Here is a 23,039-nt window from a genome sequence, read left to right as displayed (position 1 = left end):
CATCCCGACGCGCCCAGTGACGGCAATGCTACTGCGCGATCATGATTCGACGTCGGCCAGACTGAACACTTCCGTCTTGTCGTTGTACGAGAAGATCTCGGCGTAGCGGCCCCAGTCGATCACGGCGTCGAGCGTCTCCTGTGCCGCACCATCGGACAGGAAGTCTTCGAGTTCCTGCTCAAAGCGCACGCGCGGCGCGCGGTGTCCCCGGCGCTCGTCCAGCACTTTCCTGATCCGCGCGGCCAGGGGCACGTGGCGCAGCATATGCCCGGCGAACATCATCTTGCGTTCCTGCGTGCCCGAATCTGCAAACACGCGCGCCGCAGGTGTGAGGAACACGTCGCCCTCGCGCACGTCGGCGAACCCGAGGTGCTGCAGCACTTCGGCAATCGGGAACAGGTCGTCCACTTCCAGGTGCAGCGTGCGCGCAATTTCCGGCATGTCCGCGCGGCCATGATACGGCGCGGCCGCGAGCGTCTCGATCAGACCGGCCATCAGGTTGGTCGACACATTGGGCAGCCAGCTGTGCAGCTCCAGCCCCTTCTTCGTCGTTTCGTCCTTCTGACGCGCGGTCATCTTCGCGTAGATGTCGTCGACGAGGCGGCGGAACGCCGGGTCCAGACGGTTGCGCGGATGCCTGAACGGCACCTTGATCTCGGCGATCACGCGGCCCGGATTCGACGACAGCACGAGAATGCGGTCGCACATGAACACCGCTTCCTCGATGTTGTGCGTGACGATCAGCACCGATTTGATCGGCATGCGGCCCTGCGTCCAAAGATCGAGCAGGTCGGTACGCAGCGTTTCGGCCGTCAGCACGTCGAGTGCAGAGAATGGCTCGTCCATCAGCAGCAGCGTCGGATCGACGACCAGCGCGCGCGCAAAGCCGACACGCTGGCGCATGCCGCCCGACAGCTCGCGCGGATACGCGTTCTCGAAGCCGTCGAGACCGATCAGGTCGATCGCGGCCAGCGCGCTCTCGCGGCGCTCGCGCGCGCCGACGCCCAGCGCTTCGAGACCCGCCTCCACGTTCTGCAGCACCGTGAGCCACGGAAACAGCGCGAACGTCTGGAACACCATCGCGACGCCTTCGGCGGGACCCTTGAGCGGCTTGCCCATATAGGTCACTTCGCCGTCCGTCGGCTCGATCAGGCCGGCGATGATGCGCAGGAGCGTCGACTTGCCCGAGCCAGAGCGGCCGAGCAGACCAACGATCTCGCCTTCACGCAGCGACAGGTTGACGTCGTCAAGGACGAGCAGTTCGCCCTGTGCCTTGTCAAAGCCACGGCGTACTTTTTCGACACTCAGCACTTCTTCACCGAGGCGCGGTGAATACTGGAGCACGTCGGCCGTTACAGCATTCAGATTGTCCATCGGATTCACTCTCAATCAAGTCGCAGCCTGGACTCGGCATACGCATACAGCGGACGCCACAACGTGCGGTTAAACAGGGTAACGAAGAGAGACATGACGGCGATGCCCAGGATGATCTTCGGAAAATCGCCTGCGGCAGTCGTCTGTGCGATGTAAGCGCCGAGCCCGTGGGCCGCCACCTTCGTATCGCCCCACTGGACGAATTCAGACACGATGCTGGCATTCCACGCGCCACCCGACGCGGTAATGGCACCCGTGATGTAGTACGGAAAGATGCCCGGCAACATGGCCTGGCGCCACCACTGCCAGCCGCGAATGCGGAAGTTCGTCGCGGCTTCCTTGTAGTCGTTCGGATAGGCGGTCGCTCCCGCGATGACGTTAAAGAGGATGTACCACTGCGTACCCAGCACGATCAGCGGCGACAGCCAGATATCCGGGTCCAGATGGAACCTGACGATCACGATCACGAAGACCGGGAACAGCAGGTTCGCCGGGAACGCCGCGAGGAACTGCGCGAGCGGCTGGATCTTTTCGGCAAGCGCCGGGCGCAGCCCGATCAGCACGCCCAGCGGCACCCAGACCAGCGAAGAGATGGCAATCAGCACGGCCACGCGCAACAGCGTGATGAACCCCAGCACGAAGACGTGACCGACCTCGTCGAGCGTGACGCCCGTACCTACATACGCAACCACTCGATAGACGACGTACACGGTCAGCAGAAGCACCAGGATGCCCCAGATGATGTCCCCTACGCGCGTCCACTTCTGACGCTGCGCGTTGGGAAAACGCTTCGTATCGCGCATTGGCGTATGCATGGGAAGACGCGCCGTCCTCGCAAGCAGCGCGCCCATCGGCTTGAGCATCTGGTGGATCAGGCGCGTACGGCGCAGCATGTCGAGCAGCCACGACTCGGGCGCGTTGCCGGAACTGGTGGTTTCCATGCGGAACTTGTCGGCCCACGCGACGAGCGGACGGAACAGCAACTGGTCGTAGGCGAGGATCACAACCGTCATCGAGAGAATGACCCAGCCGATCGCATGCAGGTTCTTCCCGGCGATGGCCTGCGCAAGATACGCGCCGATGCCCGGCAGCGTGATCGTGTTGTTGCCGACGGTGATCGCCTCCGACGCGACAACAAAGAACCAGCCGCCCGACATCGACATCATCATGTTCCAGATGAGGCCTGGCATCGAGAACGGCACGTCGAGCTTCCAGAAGCGCTGCCACGGCGTCAGGTGAAAGCCCTTCGAGACTTCGTCCAGATCGCGTGGCACCGTGCGCAGCGACTGGTAGAAGCTGAACGTCATGTTCCACGCCTGGCTCGTCCAGATCGCAAAGATCGCCGCAAGTTCGGCACCGAGCACGCGTCCCGGAAAAAGCGACAGGAAGAACGTGACCGTAAAGGAAATGTAGCCAAGCACGGGCACCGACTGCAGGATGTCGAGAATCGGGACCAGCACCTTCTCGGCGCGGCGGCTCTTGGCCGCCAGCGTGCCATAGGTCAGCGTGAAAATGAGGGACGCGATCATCGCCGCCAGCATGCGCAGCGTGGTCCGCATCGCATACTCGGGCAGGTTCGACGGGTCGAGCGAGATCACCTGGGTCTTCAGGGTCGACATCGGTGCGAGCGTCTGATGAAAGCCGATGGCCGCCATCGCGATCAGACCGATGATCAACGGAAAGGCAACAAAGTCCCATCCGTTCGGAAGCAGGCGCCATGCAGATGCGTTCGCCGTGCGGTTCAGACTGAAACTGAACTCCATCAGAAGTCTCCCGGAAAAGCGGGTTGCGTGGAACACGCAATCATGCAGTTACGCCAACCGGCAGCGTGGACGCAGATTCGTGATGCATTGTCAGATCGGGTCATGACGAAACGAAAGGAATTGTTCAGTTCCGGACGACGGCGCATGTCCCCTTTTCCAATGATGACGGGATTCTGTGACCGAAAATTTGCTTAACTTAAGAAATCGTGAATTTGCGGCGATGTCGGGATGCCGCCACCCCGGACGCTTGACAAGGCGCCAGCTTTTTTGCTCCGGGTGTCTCCCGGAAGCGGAAAGCCAGAAGACACGCACCGCTCATTCCCGATTTGTCGGCGTTGCATGTCTGCCAGTCTTCACGCGCGAACTGCGGTTCAGAACACAATGTTCGTCCGTATGCCCAGAACGAACTCGTTGCCGATGCGGGCCGTCGGGTTACCCGGTTGCGGAATGCCACCCGATGGACGGAAGAAGTATTGCGCATCGGCCTGCAGCATCCACCAGGGGGCGACCTGATACTGATAGGTCGCCTCGATAACGGTCTCCGCGCTCCGCGACGGATAGCCTGGCGTGGTGAACGCGGCCGTATCGCTGGCCAGGTCCTGGGCGTGTGAACCAATCTTCGCGTAGCCGACCGCCAGTCCGGCCACATCGTTATCGCGTCCCCTGAACGGGGCCTTCAATGTCACGCCCGCGTTCATCCCCAGGTCGACCAGATTGCGGTCGCCGGGTGCGCCCATGATGCGGGCGAACACGTTGACCGACCGCGGGCTGTCGGCGGATGGCCGCCAGACCATCTGGTCGGCGACGGCATAAAAGCTGTAGTTGCCCTTATGATTCTGCGGGATGCCGGTGCTTGCCGGATTCGCAAGCGACAGCCCTGTGTTGTCGAACCGCTGGTCGGCAAAGTGATTGGTGTTGTACCAGAAGCCCAGTTTGTAGGTGCCGGGCAGACCGGCCGGTTTCGGATCGGCGGGATTGTCGGACGGCTGGTTGAGCGCATACTGCACCTCGCCGATGAACAGTGCGCCGTTGCCAAGGCCGAAATTCGTCCCGTGGGCGTTCAGCTTCTGGGGGTCGCCTGTGCCGGGCGCCGGATTGCCGTCGAACACCCCTGCGAGCACGGTCACCGCATCAGACGGCTTGGCACGCACACGCACGCCGAGCGACGACAACGGATATGCCGGCCCGCCTGCCGGCATGTCCACGGACGGCAGCACCGGCCAGCCAAACGTCGCGTTCATGAACGGCGTCGCATTCTGGCTCACCATAAACTCCTGGTCGAGGCTCTGCTGGCCGACCTTCACGTCCATCTTGCCGCCCAGCAGCGTCTGCTGATACCAGAGCTCCCACAGGCGCGTGGTCGCGTCGGCCTCGATGCCGCTCGCGCTTTGCAAGGTCTGCAGATTGCGTGTGGTCAGATTCGTGCCGTGAATCTGCAATGCCGATACGTTGAAGCTGCCCCCCGTCAGCCCGACGGCCTTCTCCAGGTCGACACCGATGGCCAGCTGCGTCAGGCCATCGTAGGCGCCACCGCGTTGGGTGCCGCCCGACAGGTTGTTCAGGTACTCGCTGGTTTCCTGCAGGTTTAGCGTCACGCCGTACTGGCCGAGCCAAGGGCGCAGTCCGCCCATGTCGCCGAACAGGTTCGCGCGTTCCCAGATGCCGGTTGGCGCGGCAGGCGCCTCGGCCGTCTTTACCGTCTCGCCTTCTGCGGCTGCTGGCGAAGCCTGTGCGGGCACTTCATCCGAAGGCGCGGGTGCGGGCGCTTCGCTCGTCTGGGCGAAGGCTGCCGGCGCGAAGCCGAGCGACAGCAGCAGTGCCAGCCCAACGGGCCGAGTGGACAGCAGGAATCCGGTTTTCAGTTTTTTGTTCATGACGGCGCGTGGAACGGTTGGCGACGGATAAATCCGTTCGTTAAGGGATATGACATAGGAAATGTGGCGGGACCGTGAAGGCGGTCCCGGTTCAGGAAAACCACCAGCTCAGCCGCAGCCCCCGGTTCAGTTCGACACTGGCCGGAGAGACAGAGAGCATCGCGGCCAGCGCGATGGCGACAACGGTCACTGCCAGAATCGCGTAGCCGGCTGGCGTCAGTGGACCGCCGGCGTAAGCCGTCCGCAATGCAGCGCGCGCGAATACCCTCGCAGTACGGCACAGCTGGCTGGTTGCGCGCACGCGAGCACGGTCGCGGTGCGCCGACCGACCCGACAATACGTTGGACGTACGTCCGGTCGATGGAGCGAGCAGAAAGTGCACGCGTGCCGGCCATGCAGCAATCTGCAAGGCCACGCTTTCCGCGCGCACCGTGCCAGGGAAAGGCACGACGAACATTTTGAGACGCATAGGCTCACTCCCGTCCGGCCCGGCTTGACCGGGCGACGTGAAATAACACGACCGCGCATCGCGGGCGAACCTGCGACAGGCGGTCGAACAAAAGGAGCGTGCTGCTGACAAACCGGCGGAAACCGGTCGGTGTTGAAGCGCGCTAACCCGAACAAGGCGAGCTAGCGGCGAAGGAGATGTCCTGCGACGGGCTAACTCGCGGTGGTGTTGCCGGCGCAGGCCGGCATCGGACTTCCACTACAAGAACTTGTGTCCACGAAGGACTCCTCGAATGAGACGGGGCGGATTGTATGCGGGCTTTCCGAAACACTGCAAGCGAAAAATGCACACAAGACATCGCACTCCGAACGACCAACCAATTGCAATCGGGAAATGAAAGGCGTTCGCAGTTGAAGTGATGCATGACTGTCCCAACGGGCATTTCCGGTGTAGCAATTGAAAGAGTCAACAAGACATTCTGTAAGGCCGGGCGATGAACGTGGGATGCGCGGGGTACCCGAAAAATTTATATGGTTCTGCTTAGTGAATCGTGTTGACTTCCGGTTCAGGCCGCGCCTAAAATTCATAGTCTTCACAAATGGGGCTCACGCCTTGGACACCTGCAGTAGTCGACCTTCGAACAGTTTGACTGCCTGACCGGCAGGACGTCCCGCGCCCTTCATTGCGCCGCCGTCCTGCCAGCAGGCAGACGGTGCGCGCCGTTTTAACACCCCCCGTGCACCTTGATTTGCGCCATTCGGGCAACGTATCCGTGCGCCCGTTGGCATTGCGTCGCGAGCGTTCACTCGCGACTGCGTCCGTTCGCGCCTGACCGTCGTGTCGGCAGGCGCGCGGATGGACACGTTTGTTCTCAGCAAAAAAGGAGCCGAAATGCCGGACAGTGACAGTTACCCCTTACATCGCTCACCTCAATCGTTACCCGAGGAAAGCAGGTAGACCGCTGTTGCCGCGCTCTTGACGCGCCCGGCCTCCGTGTCTGCTGGCTTTCCGCGAATCGCGTCAAGCCAGACGCACGGAGAAACATCATGAACTTCGCCCTTCTTCTGTCGCAACTGCCTCACGTCCAGGAATCGCGCGCTCATTACAACGCGATGCTCTCGCTGGGCGCCCACAAGCCAAAGCGTGCCGCCGCGTTCTGGCGCAGCCTCAAGGCCCTCGTTTCGTAAGTTCCGCGTCACCTTCAGCCATACGCAAGTGCAGAGCCGGCCGTCCGGCGGCACACGTCCTTGCGTATGGGCGCAGGTGCGCCCGTCTGTTCATTCAAATTGCAGGAAGAAATAAAAATGTCCACGCCATCACATGTCTCACCACCACGCAGCGCCGTGCCTGAACGCAGCGCAGTCCTCGATACCGCCCACCTGGGCGACATCAGGGGCGCTTTCGGCACCATTGCGCATCACGACACCGCGCCACGCACGAGCTGGTGGGCGCGCGTCCGTACACTGCTCGCCATTCTTGGGCCCGGCCTCATCGTGATGGTCGGGGACAACGACGCCGGTGCGTTCGGCACCTACACGCAGGCCGGCCAGAACTATGGCACGACCCTGCTGTGGACCCTGCTGCTGCTGGTCCCCGTTCTGTTCGTCAATCAGGAAATGGTGCTCCGCCTGGGCGCGGTGACGGGTGTCGGCCACGCACGCCTTATCTTCGAGCGCTTCGGCAAGTTCTGGGGCGCCTTCAGCGTCATCGACCTGTTCATCCTCAACGCACTGACCATTGTCACAGAGTTCATCGGCATCACGTTTGCGCTGGACTTCCTCGGCGTGTCCAAGGTCGCCGGGGTCTGCATCGCGGCGGCACTCACCATGGCTGCCGTCAGCACCGGCAACTTCAGGCGCTTCGAGCGGTTTGCCGTTGTGCTGTGCCTGCTGAGCCTGCTGCTGGTGCCCGTGCTGGTGTCGATTCATCCGCCCGTCGTGCAGATGACGCGCGACTTCTTCATCCCGAACTGGCCCGCCCATTCGAAGCTCTCTGACGTGATGCTGCTCGTCATCGGCATTGTCGGTACGACCGTCGCGCCGTGGCAGCTGTTCTTCCAGCAGAGCTACATCGTCGACAAGCGCATCACGCCGCGCTTCATGAAATACGAGAAGGCTGACCTGTGGATTGGCATCGCCTTTGTGATGATTGGCGCCGTTGCCATGATTTCCTTCTGCGCCGCGCTCTTCGCCGGGCGCCCCGAGTTCGGCCAGTTCACGGATGCGGGCGGTGTGATTACCGGGCTGGACAAGTATGTCGGCAGGACGTCCGCGACCATCTTCGCCATCGCGCTGCTCGACGCGTGCATCATCGGCGCCGCCGCCGTGTCGCTGTCTACGGCCTACGCCATCGGCGACGTGTTCAGGATTCGCCACTCGCTGCATCGCGGCGTGACGGACGCGAAGGGCTTCTATCTCGTGTACTTCGGGATTATTGCGTTCGCCGCTGCACTCGTGCTCATTCCGGGCAGCCCGCTGGGCCTGCTAACGGAAGCGGTGCAGACACTCGCGGGCGTGCTGCTGCCGAGCGCCACGGTTTTCCTGCTGCTCCTGTGCAACGACAAGGCGGTGCTCGGTCCGTGGGTGAACTCGAAGGCACTGAACGTGTTCACGGGCGCGGTGGTATGGGTGCTCGTGATGCTGTCGATTATCCTGACGGCCGCCGTGATGTACCCGGATATCGCGGGTGAGACCATCGGTGCAATTCTCGTCGGCGGGACCGTGTTCGCGGTGGCGGGGTACGCAGTCACCGCACTGTTGCGCAAGGGTCGTGCTACCCCGGCAGCAGTTGCCGCCGGAGCGCCGGCGCCAAGCCGCCAGATGCGCGACACCTGGCGCATGCCGCCGCTCGACGAACTGCCGGCGCCGCAACTCACGCTATCCAAACGTATCTGGATGGCCGTGCTGCGTGGGTACCTGGTCATTGCCGTTGGCCTCGTCATCGTCAAGGTCGTGCAGGTGATGATGGTGCATTAAGCCAGACGCACAACGGACCGGCCGGCAGGTCCGGTCTGCCCTGCACTCGTTACTGGTGCACCAGGCGTGTATCGGGGTATCGTGCTCGATATCCTGATACCGAAGGCTCTCCCGGGCACGTGACCACGACTCTCCCATATTCCCGACAAACATGACTGCCGACTTCATCTGGCGGCTGCTTGCCGCCTTTGCCTGCGGTGTCGCCATTGGACTCGAGCGCCAGGCGCGCCAGCGCACCGCCGGATTGCGCACCATCACGCTGGTGGCAAGCGGTGCATGCCTGTTCGTCACGCTGGGCATGCTGACGGGAAACGGGACTGCCGGCGCGACACAGATAGCGGCCTATGTCGTCTCGGGCGTCGGTTTCCTCGGTGGCGGCGTCATCATGCGCGACAAGGGCTCGATACAGGGCATCAACACGGCTGCGACCCTGTGGTGCGCGGCCGCCGTCGGCGTGCTGTGCGGTACGGGACACTTCGGGCCCGCGATTGCCGGGACCGTACTGGTGCTGGTAACCAACACCGTGCTGCGCGAAGTCAGCCGCGCCATCAACGCGACGCCGGTGTCAGGCGCGGACCTGGTGCGCGAATATGTGCTGACCGTTGTCTGTCGTGAACAGGACGAAATTCATATCCGCACGCTGCTGTCAAACTCGATGTATTCACAGCCGCTGTCGTTCCAGAGCCTGACCAGCCAGGACTTTGAGGGCGACCCGCCCCGCATCGAAGTGACCGCGACCGTGCGCATGCATCCGAAAGACCAGGCAAAGCTGGAGCTGATGGCAAGCCGCATCAGCATGGAAAAGGGCGTGTCCAGCATCAGCTGGTCCGGGAGGGAAACGGAAACGGCGCCGGAGTGACTGCGGACCGGAGCGCTGGTGATTATGAGGTTATCCGGGACAAGTGTGCCCGATGTCACCTGCGAGACGCACCCTCGCAGCCGATAAGTGCCGGGTGCAACCGGATATGGAGTATGACGAACCATCGTCTGGGGCACCACGGCGCGATATAAAGCACCACGGCTTCCGTATCGTCGAGCTCGAGATAGCCTGCGCGGACTGCGTCTTCGTACGCGTGTCGCGCGTCTGTACGTACCCAGCCTGGGGCCAGGGCCATAGTGCAGACACCAAACACGGCGATAGCCGACGCAGGGACGTGGATGGACATGATGCGGCTTGCCAGCACGCAAAGGAGGACCAGCACTTCGGCAAGCAGTACGGCAACCAGGCCGACACGAACCTGCGCCTGCAATGCGAGTCTGGTCTCAGGTTTCATCAACCACTCCCCGTGCATGGTAAACGCCGCCGGCCCCACGACCAGGGAAACGAACGCGCTGACCATAAGGGACGCAACCTCCATGGTAGCAGCGGTCCGGGTGCGTCTGCCTCCTTGGAAGAGAATCATTCCGGGCTAGTCCAACCGTCAGGAAGCGCGCCACAGCGGAACTGGTCCCGACGCGCAAATATCCATGAGAACCGTTGCGATTTTCGATAAAAGCCGGAATCAGGGTTTTAGAGATGCCGTCACAACTGATGGATAGGCTTGCCAAAAGTCTCAAATCAACCAGGCGACATCATGGCATCCAGACAGGAACTCAGGCGATATCGCGCACACCTTGCCGACGAACGTCACAGTGCGGCACTCTATGAGACGCTCGCGCACATTGAAAGAGACGGCGACCGTAAACTGGTTTTCCGTGAGCTGGCTGCGTCGGAGCGGACACATGCACAGGTCTGGGCCGACAAGCTGAAAGCGAACGGACACCGCGTATCGGACAGGCAGAGCATCAAGACCTTCTTGATGAGGGGTCTCATTCATGTCTTCGGCCCAACGTTTGTGCTACCCGCGCTTGCGGCCGCAGAATTTGCGGACCGAAACAAATATGCCGGCAACCCCGAGACGGCAAAAATGTCCGCAGAGGAGCGGCATCACGCCAGCGTGGTTCAGAGTTTGGCGAACGCAGGCAAACCGGAACCGTTAAAGGGAGCCGAGATTGCCGAAGCCGAGTCCTGGCATCGAGGCGTGTCGTCCGGGAATGACCTTCGCGCGGCCGTGCTCGGTGCCAACGATGGACTCGTGTCCAATTTCTGCCTGATTATGGGCGTCGCCGGTGCGGGTACCGGCAACAAGGCCATTCTGCTGACAGCGCTGGCGGGACTCATAGCAGGCGCCTGTTCCATGGCGCTCGGAGAATGGCTGTCTGTGACCAATGCTCGCGAGCTTGCCAGGACCCAGATTGCCAGGGAAGCCGACGAGCTTGAACATACGCCTGACGCGGAGGAACACGAACTCCGGCTCATCTACCGCTCGAAAGGACTCGATAGCGATGAGGCAAGGCGTGTGGCGTCGCAAATCATGCGCGACAAGGACAAGGCACTGGAGGCACTCACCCGTGAGGAACTCGGTCTGGACCCGGCAGAACTGGGCGGGAATCCATGGTCTGCGGCTGGCGTTTCGTTTTGCCTGTTTGCGATTGGCGCCATTTTTCCTGCCATGCCATTTCTTTGGACGTCAGGCGTAATGGCTGTCGCACAATGCGTCGCGCTCAGCATTCTCGCGCTGGCGGCCATCGGCGTGTTCACGTCACTGTTCAATGGACGCAGTGCCAGCTTTTCCGCGATTCGCCAGGTCATCATCGGGCTGGCGGCTGCTGCGTTCACGTTCGGTGTCGGGCATGTGCTGGGCGTCTCCGTGTCGTAGATTGCCGATTGGCAACATCGCCGGATTCCCGTCTGGCGGTGACGTGGTCTTCGCGCTTTTAGTCTGCCCCTGCTGGCCCCCGGCAGATCCGCGTGTCAACTTAGACTGTCGCCGGGACCTGTCATTGACAATCTGATGGCGCCTGTGGTCGGTCATCTTCTTCCAGTCCCTGATTTCTGCGCGCGTGCGAAGACAGCCAACACAGAAGCCTGTCCTGCCATCAAGAGTGCATACATCGATGCACGGCGATTTTACTGCCATCGCTCAGACCGCAATGCGCGTTGGATTCACTTCCACAGTCACGTGCGAAAGTGTCTTGAAACGCCTGAGAGCCGCATGATAGAAGCTTGGACTGCGCTGCGCTTCACTGGTCGCAACCGAGACGACGGCACTCATGTGCCCCGGACCGAGGCGCCACACATGCAGATCAAGCACCTTGTCACCGTTATCCTCGATCACGTGACGGACGTTCTCGGCCATCCGCCGGTCCGGACTCATGTCGAGCAGAATGGCTCCTGTATCGCGCATCAGGCCCCACGACCAGTTGGCAATGACGAGCGCGCCGATAACCCCCGCGAGCGGGTCCATCCACAGCCAGCCAAACGCGCGTGCGAGCAGGAGGCCGATGATTGCAAGAACCGACACGGCTGCGTCTGCCATGACGTGAATGTACGCAGACCGGATATTGTGGTCGCGGGTCGTGGCGGCATGCGCGTCGTCATGGTCGTGGCTGTGTTCTTCGAATTCGATTTGATGTTCGCCATCTGCCAGGCGAACGACGGCCTTGAACGCATGCGGTTCGGGAACCTCTTGTTTCGATTCAAGGAAGCCGCCCCGGTCGGCGAACGAAAAAGTCTGACGCGTACCGTCGGGCCGGATCGTCGTCACCGAAACGGCATCCGTGATCAGTTTCGAGTTCGCTGTCCCGGGCGTAATCCGGAACACCGGTGGTACGCCATCCTCAAAGATGGACACGGCAAACACCCCGGCGCTATCGAAGATGCGTTGAACCTCAGCTTCGTGCGTGTGTACGTCTTCATGTGCGTGTGCGTGTGCGTGTGACGATACCGACGATCGCCGATTCCCTGTCCGCCGCACACATCTCGTGGAAGTGGTACAGCGGTGGACGTGAAGGGGCGAAGACCACCAGCGAATACTGTGGCATCTGCGATCCGTTGACCGGGTTCACCTCAATCATGACCACAGCGTTAAAGAACAACCTGCAGGGCATGACAGAGTTGGACAGCGATCTCGCGGGTAGCAGCGACCGATTCCCGGCGGTCGCTTTCGTGCGCCCGCCCGAAAGCAAAGCGGGCCACCCGGCCAACGCAAAGGTGATCGACTATGAGAATTTCGTCGCCGATCTCGTCGACAAGGTAAAGGCAAACCCGGCTCTGTGGAAGGAGACTGCTGTGCTGATCACCGTGGACGAAGGTGGCGGCTACTACGACTCTGGCTACATCCAGCCGGTGGATTTCTTTGGCGATGGCACACGCATTCCGCTGCTGGCGGTGTCGCCATGGGCGAAGAAGGGGCACGTGGATCACACCTACGCCGATCATGCCTCGATCTTGAAATTCATTGAGAAAAACTGGCACTTGCAGCCGTTGTCAGCACGCAGTCGCGACAATCTTGCTAACCCAGTGCAGCGGAGTGACGACGAGGACAAGCATTCCTACGTACCCGGCAATCGGCCCGCAATTGGCGATCTGATGTCCTTGTTCAACTTTGAACACGATATCGATGAGGATCGTCACGACGATTGAGCGTGACGTAACGCGGGGCAAGCCGGCGCGCGGCCCCGCGCCGCATGGTCCTGTGGCGCAGGCCGAATACACGCGCGAACGCGTCCCGCTGACATGGGCGATGACGCAGAACAAGCTCGGGCTCGCGCTCACCAGCCTGGGCGAGCGGGAAATCGGCACGGCCCGGCTGGAAATGATTGTCTCCCACAGGTTGAGGGGGAGATCATTCTGCGCCCGTAGGGAACATCTGCATGCATGGCCCCGGCTTCGCGGTTTGAGAGGCGCCCGTTCGGCCAAAGCGGTCATCGGCAGCGCCTTGTCCGTGATCGGCAGTGAATGACTGGTTCTGCGTTAAGTCAACGCCGGGACTCGGCCCTGAACTGCCTTTCGCCTCAGTGCCGACTCACCGGCGGCTTTCAAGGATAGAACGGCCACCTGGTCCCGGTCTACTGGCGCTGGTGGCACTCGTTGGCCGAAGCTGCCAATTACCTGTCATCGTTGGCGTGTCCGCCAGGGGCTACGTTGAGATTCGAGTGATTCGCGCGCGTGCGCAAGTGAGTCGGCTGCGGCGATTGCCTGCTGCGCCTCGGTCTTCAGGCGCACGACGTCCCGTACAACGTACCTTGCGACAGCTCCAGACGCGCCACGCAGACATGTTCGGGGAGACGTTGGCGACTCACTGCAAGCGATCTATAGTGAAGCATGCCAGACAGGCGACTGGAATCGCCTCATCGGATGTGTACAAGAGGCCGGAAAGTCCGCCCCCGATCTCTGCGGAGTCCGGTTTTACGTGTGGGCCCGCGAGAGGATCATGCTGACTTTCGACATGCGACGTGCGCTCCATTCAGGACTGTTATTTGGGTGCGTGACCTTTGTTCCCATCATCGCATTCGCGCATACTGGGCAAGGCGACATATCCGGTGGCGTGCTCGCCGGATTCAGACATCCGATTTCTGGCCTGGATCATGTCGTCGCAATGGTCGCAGTCGGATTGTGGGGGGCACAGTTAGGGAGGCCCGCGATCTGGGTGCTCCCGGTCACCTTCCCGATCGTCATGGCCTTCGGCGGCGTGCTTGGCGGCCTGGGAGTCTCGATTCCGGGGATAGAGGTCGGCATTGCGTTATCGGCACTGTTGCTCGGTGCGGCCGTGGCGCTTGCCTTGACTCCGCCGCTCTGGTTTGCGGGTCTGCTGGTTGCGCTCTTTGCCATCTGCCATGGACACGCGCACGGCGCGGAATTGCCTGAATCCGCGAATCCGGTGACCTATGCGATCGGTTTCGTCGCAGCCACCGGTACACTTCATGCGCTTGGCATCCTGATTGGTACGGTCAATCGCTGGAAAGCCGGCAGTTTCGCACTGAGAACCGGCGGGGCCTTCATCTCTGGCTGCGGCTGTATTTCCTCATGTACGCGATTCGAGGAGCGTGACGCATGCGTATGTTGCACCGGGTGGTCCGGCCAGCGGCTTGCGGTCTGATCGTGCTGCTGTTTGTTGTGTCAGCCGAAGCGCACGCCGTATATCAAGGCGCAGGCGACTTTTACGCCGGGATGCTGCATCCGCTGACGTCGCCGGAACATGTGTTGCCCATGCTGGCACTCGGCGCTCTCGCGGGACAGAACGGTCTGAAGCGATGCGAATTCGTGCTTTGGGTGTTTCCGGCCGCTTCGGCTGTCGGCGCGTGCATCGCCCTTTCCATTACGGATTTACACGGTATATTCCTGTTCAACATTGGCTCGGCCGTGCTGCTCGGTTCCCTCGTGGCGGCTGCAGTCATGCTTCCGTCATGGCTGATTCTGATCCTGGCCGCCGTTTTTGGTCTGACCCACGGGTACGCAAACGGGTCCGTCATCATGGGCCAAATCCGCCCAGGCATTTTCATAGCGGGCCTGGGGTTCGCGAGTTTCATTCTGATGGCCTACACGGTTGCAGCAACATCGTTCCTGCTTCGTCTACGGCCCACCTGGATTGCCATTGCGGTGCGCGTCGCGGGCAGCTGGGCCGCAGCAATCGGTCTTCTCGTGCTGGGCATCAGTCAACGGGCTTTGCTGCTGTCCTAAAGCCGCTATCTCGATGGCCGTCGACGGTCGCTAGAGTGCAAGCACTGTCAGCCCGGTCGTTCGTTCATAAATCCATATTGTTGCGAAAACCGTGATGGCGGTCGATCCGCCGTATAGCGTAGCCACGCGAAACCAACGACTTGAGCGATAGATGTATAGAATTGGCAATAGCAGCAAAACCAGCGTGATCTGCCCCAGTTCCACACCAATATTGAAGCCGGCAAGCGCTACCGCCAGATGGGATGTCGGAAGGGCCATGCTGGTGAGCACGCTTGCGAAACCGAAGCCGTGGATCAAGCCAAAAGCAAACGCGACCAGCCAGCGGCGTATTCGCACCAGTGGAACAAGATTGTTGATAGCGGAAAGCAGAATCGTCACGGCGATAGCGACTTCCACCCACCGTGACGGCAACGCCACGACGTGCAGCGTGGCAAGTGACAGCGTGATTGCATGCGCAGCCGTGAACGCGGTGACGAGCTTTAGTACATCAATCGTCACGGCACCCGCAGAGCCGGCAGGGTGCCATGTTCTCCCGTGCAATACGCAAGCTGCCGGCAGCAGCAGTGACAAGAGGAACAGGGCATGGTCGACGCCGCGCCAGATGTGCCAGATGCCCTCCACAACGAAGTCGATAAAGATGGGCCCTAACCCTTTCCCGCGTGCATCCAGGATCTCAGTCGGATGACCAAGACCAAGAATAGCGGTGGTTGTCGCGCCGTTGCTCACGAGGTGCACGAGGCCTTTGTGCAGCGTGTCCACGTCGGCAAATAGACGGTATTCAATCCCGAGCCGGGTCGGTCGAGCTGGACAGTCCGCCTTGAATTCCAGAACCGCGTAGGCGCCGTCGCTGTGGTGGTCGATCAGCATGTCGCCAGGATGGATCATGCACGCTCGCCCGTCACCCGTAATCTTGATCCGCGTGAAAGCGTACGACTTGATGTCCGCCTCGCGGATCCGGACCTCGCCCCACGTCAACATGCCGTCCCCGTCGGCATCGAGAACGAGCGGGTTATCCAGGTCGCGAAGCGCGATATCCCATCGGCCCACAATCGTTTTGTCGCTGACTTTAAGCGTCAGGTAACTGTCACTGGGTTTGTGTGCGTGCACTGCGGCGGCCCAGCACAGCATGAGGAGAGCAAGCCACGCGGACGCGGACCGCTTCATGCGGAAGAGCCGCTGCGCGCCGACTGCATCGCGAGGTCGACCCAAGGGACAAGGCTTGCCAGTTGCGCTTCAAGTTTCGTCAAGGCCGGCGCGCGCAATCGTGCGTTCTTCAGCCATCTCATCGCGGGAGCGGCACGGGCAGGCTGCCGGGCCGCGATTGCCGCTTCCATCAAAATCCGGCAATCCGCCACCTCCTTTTGCACCTGCCAATCGGCCTCGGCCAGGCTGAGCGCTTTTTCCGGGTCGTTAAGAAGTTTCAGATCATAAATGGCTTCCTCGCGCAAATGCACGCGATCCCCCCGCTCGGCGGACGCCGTGAACCGGTTGCCCAGGTCTTCGACATGACGCGCCAGATCTGCATTCAGCCCTGCCTGTTTCTCTGCGAGCGCCAGGCGAAGGAGCAGGTTGTCGTTGCGGATGTCGCCTGCTAACAGGGCGAGGACTTCCTTCGGCCGATTCTGGTCGAGCAGGAAGTCAGCCCAGGCCGCTCTGAGGTACGCGTCGCGCGGATTGGCAGCCAGCGAGTTGCGAAAGAACCTTTCGGCATCTTCCTGCCTGCCCATCCAGACCGCCGTTTCGGCTTGACTAATCAGCAGCCAGGGGTAGAGCGAATCTGTCGATGTTATCTGTGCCGCAAGACGTTGCAGAATGAGATAAGCCTGTTCGGCCATGCCGTTGACCGCCGCTACATTGGCGAGGCAAATCCCTGCGATGACGGTATTCGTCAATATGAGCTGACCGCAACTCTGCTTAGCCTCCGGGTAGCGGCCTTGAACTTGCAGGATATTCGCACGGATCAGCCAGGCATCCGGATTGTCGGGCTGGGCGCGAATTGCGTGATCCAGATCGTCGAGCGCGCTCGCGAAGAAATGATTGCTTTGCCGAACGCTGGCACGCAACACCAACGCGCGCGGCGGCGGGTTCGCCTGTCGCAGCCACGGTTCGATTGCAGCTTCGGCCTGGCCCAGGTCGCGCGGGTCCTGATCACGCCGGAAGCGCTCAAGGTGGCGCTTCGCGAGTTCGGCCGCAAGCTCAAAGTTGTGGCCGTGCGCAGCCAGTGCTGCGTGCAGGCTCGCGATGGCCAAATTAAGTGGATCGTGCGCACGGGGCGGGAGCGTTTCCAGCACCTGTGAGTCCTGTTGCGGCCGCACGGGTGCGGCGTTCGCCAAGGTAGCCGCCAACCCGGCGAAGAGACACGCTCCGCACAGAACGCGTTGCACGCTGGTATTCCTTCTGGCGACCGGGGACCGGTTCGGACGATAAACCCGCAGCACCTTGAGGACGCTTGATCTTATTCGCGCCATGCCCGTTGTTACGAACAGGGAGTCGGAAGGTTCAACCCCGATGCACCGAGATCCGATGCAACTCATACTGATTGCGCGTGCTTGGTCATCAATTGGTCGCACCGGGGATCGGCGTGGTCAGATAAGGAAATGAGTTGTCGAATACGCTGTCGTCGATTGCTGCACCGTCTGTCAGCGGCGCCGCTCCGGCTGGGGCGTCGGACGGCGAGCAGCCGAAAATTCCGGGCTTGTTGAACGTGCATAGCACGCCCATCACCACCCTGAGTGACGCTGTGACGACGTCGTCCCCTGGCCGCCGTCCGTTTGGAAAGCCCGCGTTGTCGCCAGCAAGGACACCGAGATTGTTCTGACTGCCCTTCGGTGTGGGCGGAATAGACGTATTCAAACGCAACATTTCGGACGGGGTTACCGTTCTCAGCTGATTGAGTCCCTGAAATCCTGTAAGGAACGTGAAAACGAGATCGAGGCGCGGGAAATTTGTTGGCGCTTTGGCAGCGAAAAGGCTCTCGATCAGCGCCGGAAGCGTGGGATTCGTCACATATTCGGCAAACTGGCCATCGTTTGCGGGCCTTGAATTGTTGAATTTGTCCTTGTCCTTCAGGCCGATCACGAGTTCGTTCACCAATGGCATCCCGAGCCGGGAAACCTGCACCCAGCCCCCGGCTGATCTTTCTGGCGTGCTGTTTACGCTATCCGGATTTAAAGCAAACAGCCTCTCCTGGCGAATACTTGACGTCGTCCAGCCGCCGATGACCGGGGAGCCATGCTCACTAACCAGACATCGGGCTGGCACCTCGAGTGCGATGGAGGTGATGTTCTTGTCGGCCAAATCGTTCGGGTTACCGTTTCGGGGCCCCAGCGGATTGAGGTTGAGCAAGTCAAATGTCTTGCCGAGCGCCACCGCGAACGACTCTTTTCGCTGGCCCACAAAAACGCGACCGGGAGCGCTACACCCTGGAATGTTAATCGTGTACACATATTGCCGTGCGTAGCGGGCATATTCACTCACGCTGCCGAACGTCTTGGTCCCTATAAAGTCCGTTGGTTTCGTAAACGTCGTAATGCCCCCCGGGCCGGTGACTGCTTGCCCGGAATGGTCGTCGTCGGCGCCACGCAATACTTTAAGCGTGTATGTTTCGTTGACGTTCAGATTCGATGAATCGCCCGCTGACACCGGGCCCGCCTGAACGAGGGGAATCGCCACCTGCCTGCCGCCGACGTTCAGTGCGACATTGCGCGCTGTATTCGTGAAACGAAACTGAAACGTCAGATGCGCTCTCGCATCGCCGACATTGTCAATGTGAATTTCGTATCGCGCATCAGGATCGAGGGCGAAATAATTCGGCCCGCCGTAGGCATCCTCCAAAGGCGAGTAGTTGGCGATCAACGTTACATAGCCACGTCGGTTCGGTTCATAGCTGTTGAACATGTAGAAGTCGGTGCCATCAACCTTCGGAAGTGTCGTGATCAGCGGCGCCTCACGATGGCTCGACGCATAAGCACCGCTCACGGCGGCGAACAAAAGCAGTGCTGCGGCGAGTACCTGCCTTGATGCGAAGTAGACCGGCCGATCCTTAAATCTCGGAGTAAGCATGGCAGGCTCCTCAAAGATACGACGCAGCAAACAGACTGCTCGCGACGAGTCCTCTCTTGTTATAGACGTCCCCCCAATGCAAAGGCGGACAAAACCAATGCGGAATTTGCCACTAGCTGTCGGCAAAGTGTGCAAAAGATTTCAACACCACTGCAGATGACTGCCGGATCAGCGCATGCCCGAACGGCCGATGCGGATTCAACCGATGGATGCAACGCAATCGGACTGCGCGAGCAGAAGTTGCAGATGAAGCAGCGACGCCGGATCTATTACACCGAGACCCAGATACCGCTGAGGGGGAGCGCTGGCAGAAGGGCAAATCCTTTCAGCGGCCCAGATTTTTGATCGGGACCACTCGTCCGTACAACGGATTCCGGTTGAAACCAGTAGTATCCGGCCGCCACAGTGACAACGCTCACAACCGGCGCTCGCGCTGCCTGAGCGCGAAGAGATATCACCGGCGCCCGTGGCTGGCCATTCGATCCGATCAATTGCGATGCGACGTTCACGCGCCCCCCTCCATCATCTGCCGCGAGATCAGACGTAACGGACTCAATGTCGTGAAATTATCGTGACTCACCCAAAACAGCTTGCTTAATGCACGTTCTGGTCTATGAATCGAGTCGAAGGGTCGCGGTCGACCCTATCGCGCCATGCGACCCGGTGGTTAGTGGAATTTTTTGAAGTACAGCGGGAATTTCTGAGGTACAGCGGTCGTTTAGCTTCCTCTTGCGCTCACTCGCGGAGCAATTTCTCGCCAGTCAAGGTAAGGAGGGAAGTCATGTCTCAGGTCTCTTGGGGTCTCAAAGCGGCAGCCGTGATTGTCCTCGCCGCCGGTTTCACGAACGGGCATGCCCATCAAGAAGATGCTTACGTCGTCACACCCCTCGTGTCCAACGTGGCAGGGGCGGCTCCGAAGGTCGACGGGGTGCTCCAGAACGCGTGGGGTATCGCGTTTAGTCCGGCGGCAAGTCCATTCTGGATCAACGACAACGCCACCGGCTGCGCCACGCTGTATGACGGCGCGGGGACAAAGGTGGCGCTGCAGGTCTCCATCCCGCTGCCCGGCAATGTGATACCGGACAGCGCCTGTCGTCCCTTCTTTCCCAACAATCCACCGAAGACCGCGCCCGCGGCGCCGACCGGAATGGTGTGGAATCCCTCACCGGCGTTTCTCGTGCCAGGTACCACGAACCCGGCCGTATTCATCTTCGCGACCGAGGATGGGACGATTTCCGCTTGGGCCGGTGGACTGAATCCGCCGAACAACGCCGTGCTCGCGGTCGATAACTCGGCCATCCCCTCCGACGCCAACGGGGCCGTCTACAAGGGTCTCGTCGTCGGCGTCAACGCGAAAGGAGTATTCCTGTTTGCGACGAACTTTCGCTCGGGGCAGATCGATGTATTCGGGCCGAGCGGCGGCACGAAAGGCTTGTTCATGCCCGCGACGACGGACGGCGGCTTCATCGACCGAAAAATCCCAGCCGGATACGCGCCGTTTGGCATCGCGAACATCGATGGCGACCTTTTCGTCACATACGCAAAGCAGAACAAGGAGAAGCACGACGACGTTGCAGGCGATGGTCACGGATTCGTAGACGTATTCGATACGGACGGCCACCTGCTGCGCCGCTTCGCGAGCCGAGGGCCGCTCAACTCACCGTGGGGAGTCACGCGCGCATCGTTTGCATTCGGCCGCTTCAGCGGAAAAATCCTGATTGGCAACTTCGGCAATGGCCGGATCAATGTCTTCAACGATGACGGCACGTTCGTCGATCAGTTGGAGGATGCAAACGGCAATCCGCTGGCTATCGACGGCTTGTGGACTCTGACACCCGGTGGCGGCCGCAACTCGAGCCCGGACACGTTGTACTTCTCGGCAGGTCCCGGCAAGGAGGTCAATGGACTGTTCGGTACCATAGCTCCGGTGAGCGCCTCCAAGGAACACGTGTCAGCTGAGCAGGCGCAATAACCGGCAGCGCGTGGCTCCCCGCGCAACTCCGGAAGAACGATGTCGATGACCATCGACGACGTGTCGATCCGGGTTGGTGACGAAGGACGTGTGGTGACGTCCTGAGGCGACCACGAGTCTCACGTCACGTCCTGAGTTCTTTGATTTGATGGACGGCGTATAGGCTCGCTCGCTTCAGGGCACCGGATGGAAGTGCAGCGTCTGCAGCAGTGACTCGGCGAGAAGCCTCCGACACCGATGTCCGGTAGCTGCATGTTGCCGCTCACGCCCGCGCGACACGAGCGGCCGTCCGGCACGTCTTCGTGGCTACACAACGTGGCCGGGTGCCGGGGGCGCCTCATGCCGATCGTCTGAAGCAGACGCCTTCCTGTATTGGTCATTGGTCGATCGGAGCCGCCGGGCGATATCGGTGATCATGGTGCAACGACAAGGGATGTGTGCATACCCATTGAATAGTGATCGGGCTTGTTGCAGAGAAGCACATAGTGACCGGGTGCGAGCTTGACTACCAACTTTTTGCTCTTGCCCGGGGCGACGTCCTCGACCTCCCCGATTTTCCTGAACTTCTCCTCGGCTACCCGTCCCTTGCGAACGGGAAGCGCATCGTCGGGGAGCTCCGTCTTCAGGACGACAAGTTCGTGCGTCATTTTGTCATCCGAAGAATTATGGACATCGAACGTTACAGGTCCAGGTTTCACGTTTCGGGTGTCGAGTTGAATTGCGTTCGATAGCAAAGTAGCCTTGACGATTTGCGGCACCTCGCTCGCACTCACTGCGAAACCAAGCAAAGCAAGGCTGCCGAAGGCTGCGATTTGGCGAAAGGGACTCATGGCTGCTCCTCGTCAAAAAGGGTAGCTCTGGTAGTGATCTGCCTGTCGCTGGTGGCAGATAAATGCTGCCGCTGTGACGTTTAAACGTTTGCCTTGGTCTGCTTATTCCCGGGGCGCGATGGTCATGGAATCGTGTCGGGCGAATCCTGCAACACAGGTGAATGCGGGCGTGTTGCCTCTCGGTCAGCTGCAAGCCCCTGCGTGCTCAATGGACAACAGAAAATGGCTCGTCCGGCATCATGCCGACAACGTGATCAGCATGACCTCGTGGAGAGGTCCGCTGTCTGGTACGGAGCCGACGTTCAAATGTCCGCCGGAGGAAGCGGTCGAACGACCGCAGATGGCCGGACTGAGACTTTGCTGCTGTGCGACCCGGCAACCTGCGGCACGGGCGTTCGTCATTGGCAGCATGAATGCGCGCCTGCAAACCATTTTCCTGAATTCAGGCGTCACCGCTCCGAGGGCACTGCGCCTGAACAGGAAGGACTCCTCTTCGCAACGCCAGTGCTGGACGTATTGTCGAAGCGGGGGCTGCGAAGCGGCCCGCATCCTTGCAACTGCGGCCCGGCCGGCCGGTATATTACAGAACAGCGCCGCGCAGCAGCCGCCTCCCTGCGATTGCCGTCACGCACTCCAGTCGAACTCGGTAATCTCCGCGTGGCCCAGGCTTTCCCATTGCCGCATGTCAGGATCGCGCCAGGACGTGCCTTTGCCGTTGGCGAGCCCGATGTCGTCGCGGAAGGCCGCCGCGCCGTGCAGCAGGCGCGTGGGCTCGCCCGTGGCACCGCGCAGCGGTTTGGCGATCGCCACGCCGAAGTTCCCCACCGTGATTCGCGTCTCGTCCGGACCGCTCTGAATGTCGATCGGCGCGTCCTGAGTGGGCAGCCATTGCGTGACGAGTTGCGCGACCGCTTGGTAGACGCCGCCTCGCTGACCTTTGAACAGCGGCTCGAGCACTTCCCGCTGCACAGCCGAAACCGAGGGATCGAAGTAGACACGCCCGACGCCCTCGCCGCCCAGGAAGCCCTTAGGCCAATCCGCAACCCAGGCCAGCTTGGTGCCGCCTACATCCACGCCATCGACAGCCCCGCTGTCGATACGGATCCACTGTCCGCCCGAGCACCAGACCTGATCGCCTTCCAACTCACCCAGCACGCACGGACAGCCAACCTTGCAGCTGCAAGGCGCATAGTAAGTTCCCGCAATTTGCCAAGCCATCGCACGGTCTCTTATACACAT

The 23,039-nt window shown here is 60.9% G+C and carries 19 protein-coding genes and 3 pseudogenes; 10 read left to right on the top strand and 12 right to left on the bottom strand.

What is annotated here, in order from left to right; all coding sequences use genetic code 11:
- Positions 1–39: 39 nt before the first annotated feature.
- The 4 genes from BN2476_RS24765 to BN2476_RS24750 all read right to left on the bottom strand — a co-directional run bounded on the left by BN2476_RS24765 (position 40) and on the right by BN2476_RS24750 (position 5,480).
- Positions 40–1,374, bottom strand: a complete 1,335-nt coding sequence (locus tag BN2476_RS24765; protein ID WP_087736808.1) for an ABC transporter ATP-binding protein — start codon at positions 1,372–1,374, stop codon at positions 40–42.
- Positions 1,375–1,385: 11 nt separating this feature from the next.
- Positions 1,386–3,137 carry an ABC transporter permease gene (locus tag BN2476_RS24760; RefSeq protein ID WP_087736807.1) on the bottom strand — a complete coding sequence of 584 codons (1,752 nt, stop codon included), beginning with the start codon at positions 3,135–3,137 and terminating at the stop codon, positions 1,386–1,388.
- Between the two features lie 371 nt (positions 3,138–3,508).
- Positions 3,509–5,011, bottom strand: coding sequence for a carbohydrate porin (locus tag BN2476_RS24755; protein WP_087736806.1), 1,503 nt, complete (start codon positions 5,009–5,011; stop codon positions 3,509–3,511).
- A 91-nt stretch (positions 5,012–5,102) separates the two neighbouring features.
- Positions 5,103–5,480 carry a hypothetical protein gene (locus tag BN2476_RS24750; RefSeq protein ID WP_087736805.1) on the bottom strand — a complete coding sequence of 126 codons (378 nt, stop codon included), beginning with the start codon at positions 5,478–5,480 and terminating at the stop codon, positions 5,103–5,105.
- A gap of 1,025 nt (positions 5,481–6,505) precedes the next feature.
- Here BN2476_RS24750 and BN2476_RS47260 point away from each other — a divergent pair.
- From BN2476_RS47260 to BN2476_RS24740, 3 genes are all read left to right on the top strand, one after another.
- Positions 6,506–6,646, top strand: a complete 141-nt coding sequence (locus BN2476_RS47260; protein ID WP_162849264.1) for a hypothetical protein — start codon at positions 6,506–6,508, stop codon at positions 6,644–6,646.
- Positions 6,647–6,763: 117 nt separating this feature from the next.
- Positions 6,764–8,434: an NRAMP family divalent metal transporter gene (locus BN2476_RS24745; protein WP_087736804.1), complete on the top strand. Its 1,671-nt coding sequence runs from the start codon at positions 6,764–6,766 to the stop codon at positions 8,432–8,434.
- A 151-nt stretch (positions 8,435–8,585) separates the two neighbouring features.
- Complete coding sequence (locus tag BN2476_RS24740; RefSeq protein WP_087736803.1) at positions 8,586–9,293, top strand: MgtC/SapB family protein; 708 nt, start codon at positions 8,586–8,588, stop codon at positions 9,291–9,293.
- Positions 9,294–9,348: 55 nt separating this feature from the next.
- On the opposite strand, the gene BN2476_RS24735 is transcribed toward BN2476_RS24740, so the two are convergent.
- Complete coding sequence (locus BN2476_RS24735) at positions 9,349–9,774, bottom strand: hypothetical protein (RefSeq protein WP_143811032.1); 426 nt, start codon at positions 9,772–9,774, stop codon at positions 9,349–9,351.
- 234 nt (positions 9,775–10,008) lie between these two features.
- On the opposite strand from BN2476_RS24735, the gene BN2476_RS24730 reads away from it, so the two are divergent.
- On the top strand, positions 10,009–11,133 hold the full coding sequence (locus BN2476_RS24730; RefSeq protein WP_087736801.1) for a VIT1/CCC1 transporter family protein: 1,125 nt from the start codon (positions 10,009–10,011) through the stop codon (positions 11,131–11,133).
- Between the two features lie 81 nt (positions 11,134–11,214).
- Here BN2476_RS24730 and BN2476_RS24725 read toward each other — a convergent pair.
- Both BN2476_RS24725 and BN2476_RS24720 read right to left on the bottom strand, forming a co-directional pair.
- Positions 11,215–11,394, bottom strand: a pseudogene (locus BN2476_RS24725) (DUF1289 domain-containing protein); the annotation flags it as partial.
- Positions 11,395–11,397: 3 nt separating this feature from the next.
- A pseudogene (locus tag BN2476_RS24720) lies at positions 11,398–12,192 on the bottom strand (cation diffusion facilitator family transporter); the annotation flags it as partial.
- Here BN2476_RS24720 and BN2476_RS24715 point away from each other — a divergent pair.
- The 4 genes from BN2476_RS24715 (at position 12,192) to BN2476_RS24700 (ending at position 14,936) form a co-directional block, all read left to right on the top strand.
- Positions 12,192–12,899, top strand: coding sequence for an alkaline phosphatase family protein (locus BN2476_RS24715; RefSeq protein ID WP_235850949.1), 708 nt, complete (start codon positions 12,192–12,194; stop codon positions 12,897–12,899). The pseudogene BN2476_RS24720 and the gene BN2476_RS24715 overlap by 1 nt on opposite strands.
- Positions 12,877–13,218 (top strand): hypothetical protein, encoded by a 342-nt coding sequence (locus tag BN2476_RS24710; protein WP_087736800.1) that lies wholly within the window; start codon positions 12,877–12,879, stop codon positions 13,216–13,218. The genes BN2476_RS24715 and BN2476_RS24710 overlap by 23 nt, the downstream gene beginning before the upstream one ends.
- Before the next feature lie 471 nt (positions 13,219–13,689).
- Complete coding sequence (locus BN2476_RS24705) at positions 13,690–14,355, top strand: HupE/UreJ family protein (protein WP_235850948.1); 666 nt, start codon at positions 13,690–13,692, stop codon at positions 14,353–14,355.
- On the top strand, positions 14,310–14,936 hold the full coding sequence (locus BN2476_RS24700; protein ID WP_087736799.1) for a HupE/UreJ family protein: 627 nt from the start codon (positions 14,310–14,312) through the stop codon (positions 14,934–14,936). The genes BN2476_RS24705 and BN2476_RS24700 overlap by 46 nt, the downstream gene beginning before the upstream one ends.
- A 30-nt stretch (positions 14,937–14,966) precedes the next feature.
- Here BN2476_RS24700 and BN2476_RS24695 read toward each other — a convergent pair whose 3' ends face one another.
- From BN2476_RS24695 to BN2476_RS24685, 3 genes are all read right to left on the bottom strand, one after another.
- Entirely contained in the window at positions 14,967–16,100 is a 1,134-nt protein-coding gene (locus BN2476_RS24695; protein WP_087736798.1) for a HupE/UreJ family protein, read from the bottom strand.
- A complete protein-coding gene (locus BN2476_RS24690; protein ID WP_087736797.1) occupies positions 16,097–17,269 on the bottom strand; it encodes a tetratricopeptide repeat protein in 1,173 nt (390 codons plus the stop codon). The genes BN2476_RS24695 and BN2476_RS24690 overlap by 4 nt, the downstream gene beginning before the upstream one ends.
- Positions 17,270–17,492: 223 nt before the next feature.
- Positions 17,493–18,998: a DUF4331 domain-containing protein gene (locus BN2476_RS24685; protein ID WP_087736796.1), complete on the bottom strand. Its 1,506-nt coding sequence runs from the start codon at positions 18,996–18,998 to the stop codon at positions 17,493–17,495.
- 246 nt (positions 18,999–19,244) lie between these two features.
- On the opposite strand from BN2476_RS24685, the pseudogene BN2476_RS49955 reads away from it, so the two are divergent.
- Positions 19,245–19,549: pseudogene (locus BN2476_RS49955) on the top strand (helix-turn-helix domain-containing protein); the annotation flags it as partial.
- Between the two features lie 230 nt (positions 19,550–19,779).
- On the top strand, positions 19,780–20,970 hold the full coding sequence (locus tag BN2476_RS24680) for a TIGR03118 family protein (RefSeq protein WP_087736795.1): 1,191 nt from the start codon (positions 19,780–19,782) through the stop codon (positions 20,968–20,970).
- A 413-nt stretch (positions 20,971–21,383) separates the two neighbouring features.
- Here BN2476_RS24680 and BN2476_RS24675 read toward each other — a convergent pair whose 3' ends face one another.
- Positions 21,384–21,800 carry a plastocyanin/azurin family copper-binding protein gene (locus BN2476_RS24675; protein ID WP_087736794.1) on the bottom strand — a complete coding sequence of 139 codons (417 nt, stop codon included), beginning with the start codon at positions 21,798–21,800 and terminating at the stop codon, positions 21,384–21,386.
- Positions 21,801–22,424: 624 nt separating this feature from the next.
- Positions 22,425–23,039, bottom strand: a 615-nt coding sequence (locus BN2476_RS24670) for a DUF1326 domain-containing protein (RefSeq protein ID WP_235850947.1), incomplete at its 5' end; no start/stop codon positions are given.

Source organism: Paraburkholderia piptadeniae, from assembly GCF_900007165.1.
Classification (GTDB): Bacteria; Pseudomonadota; Gammaproteobacteria; order Burkholderiales; family Burkholderiaceae; genus Paraburkholderia; species Paraburkholderia piptadeniae.
The sequence above is the reverse complement of the archived record's forward strand: the minus strand, read 5'-3'. Positions and strand labels throughout refer to the sequence as shown.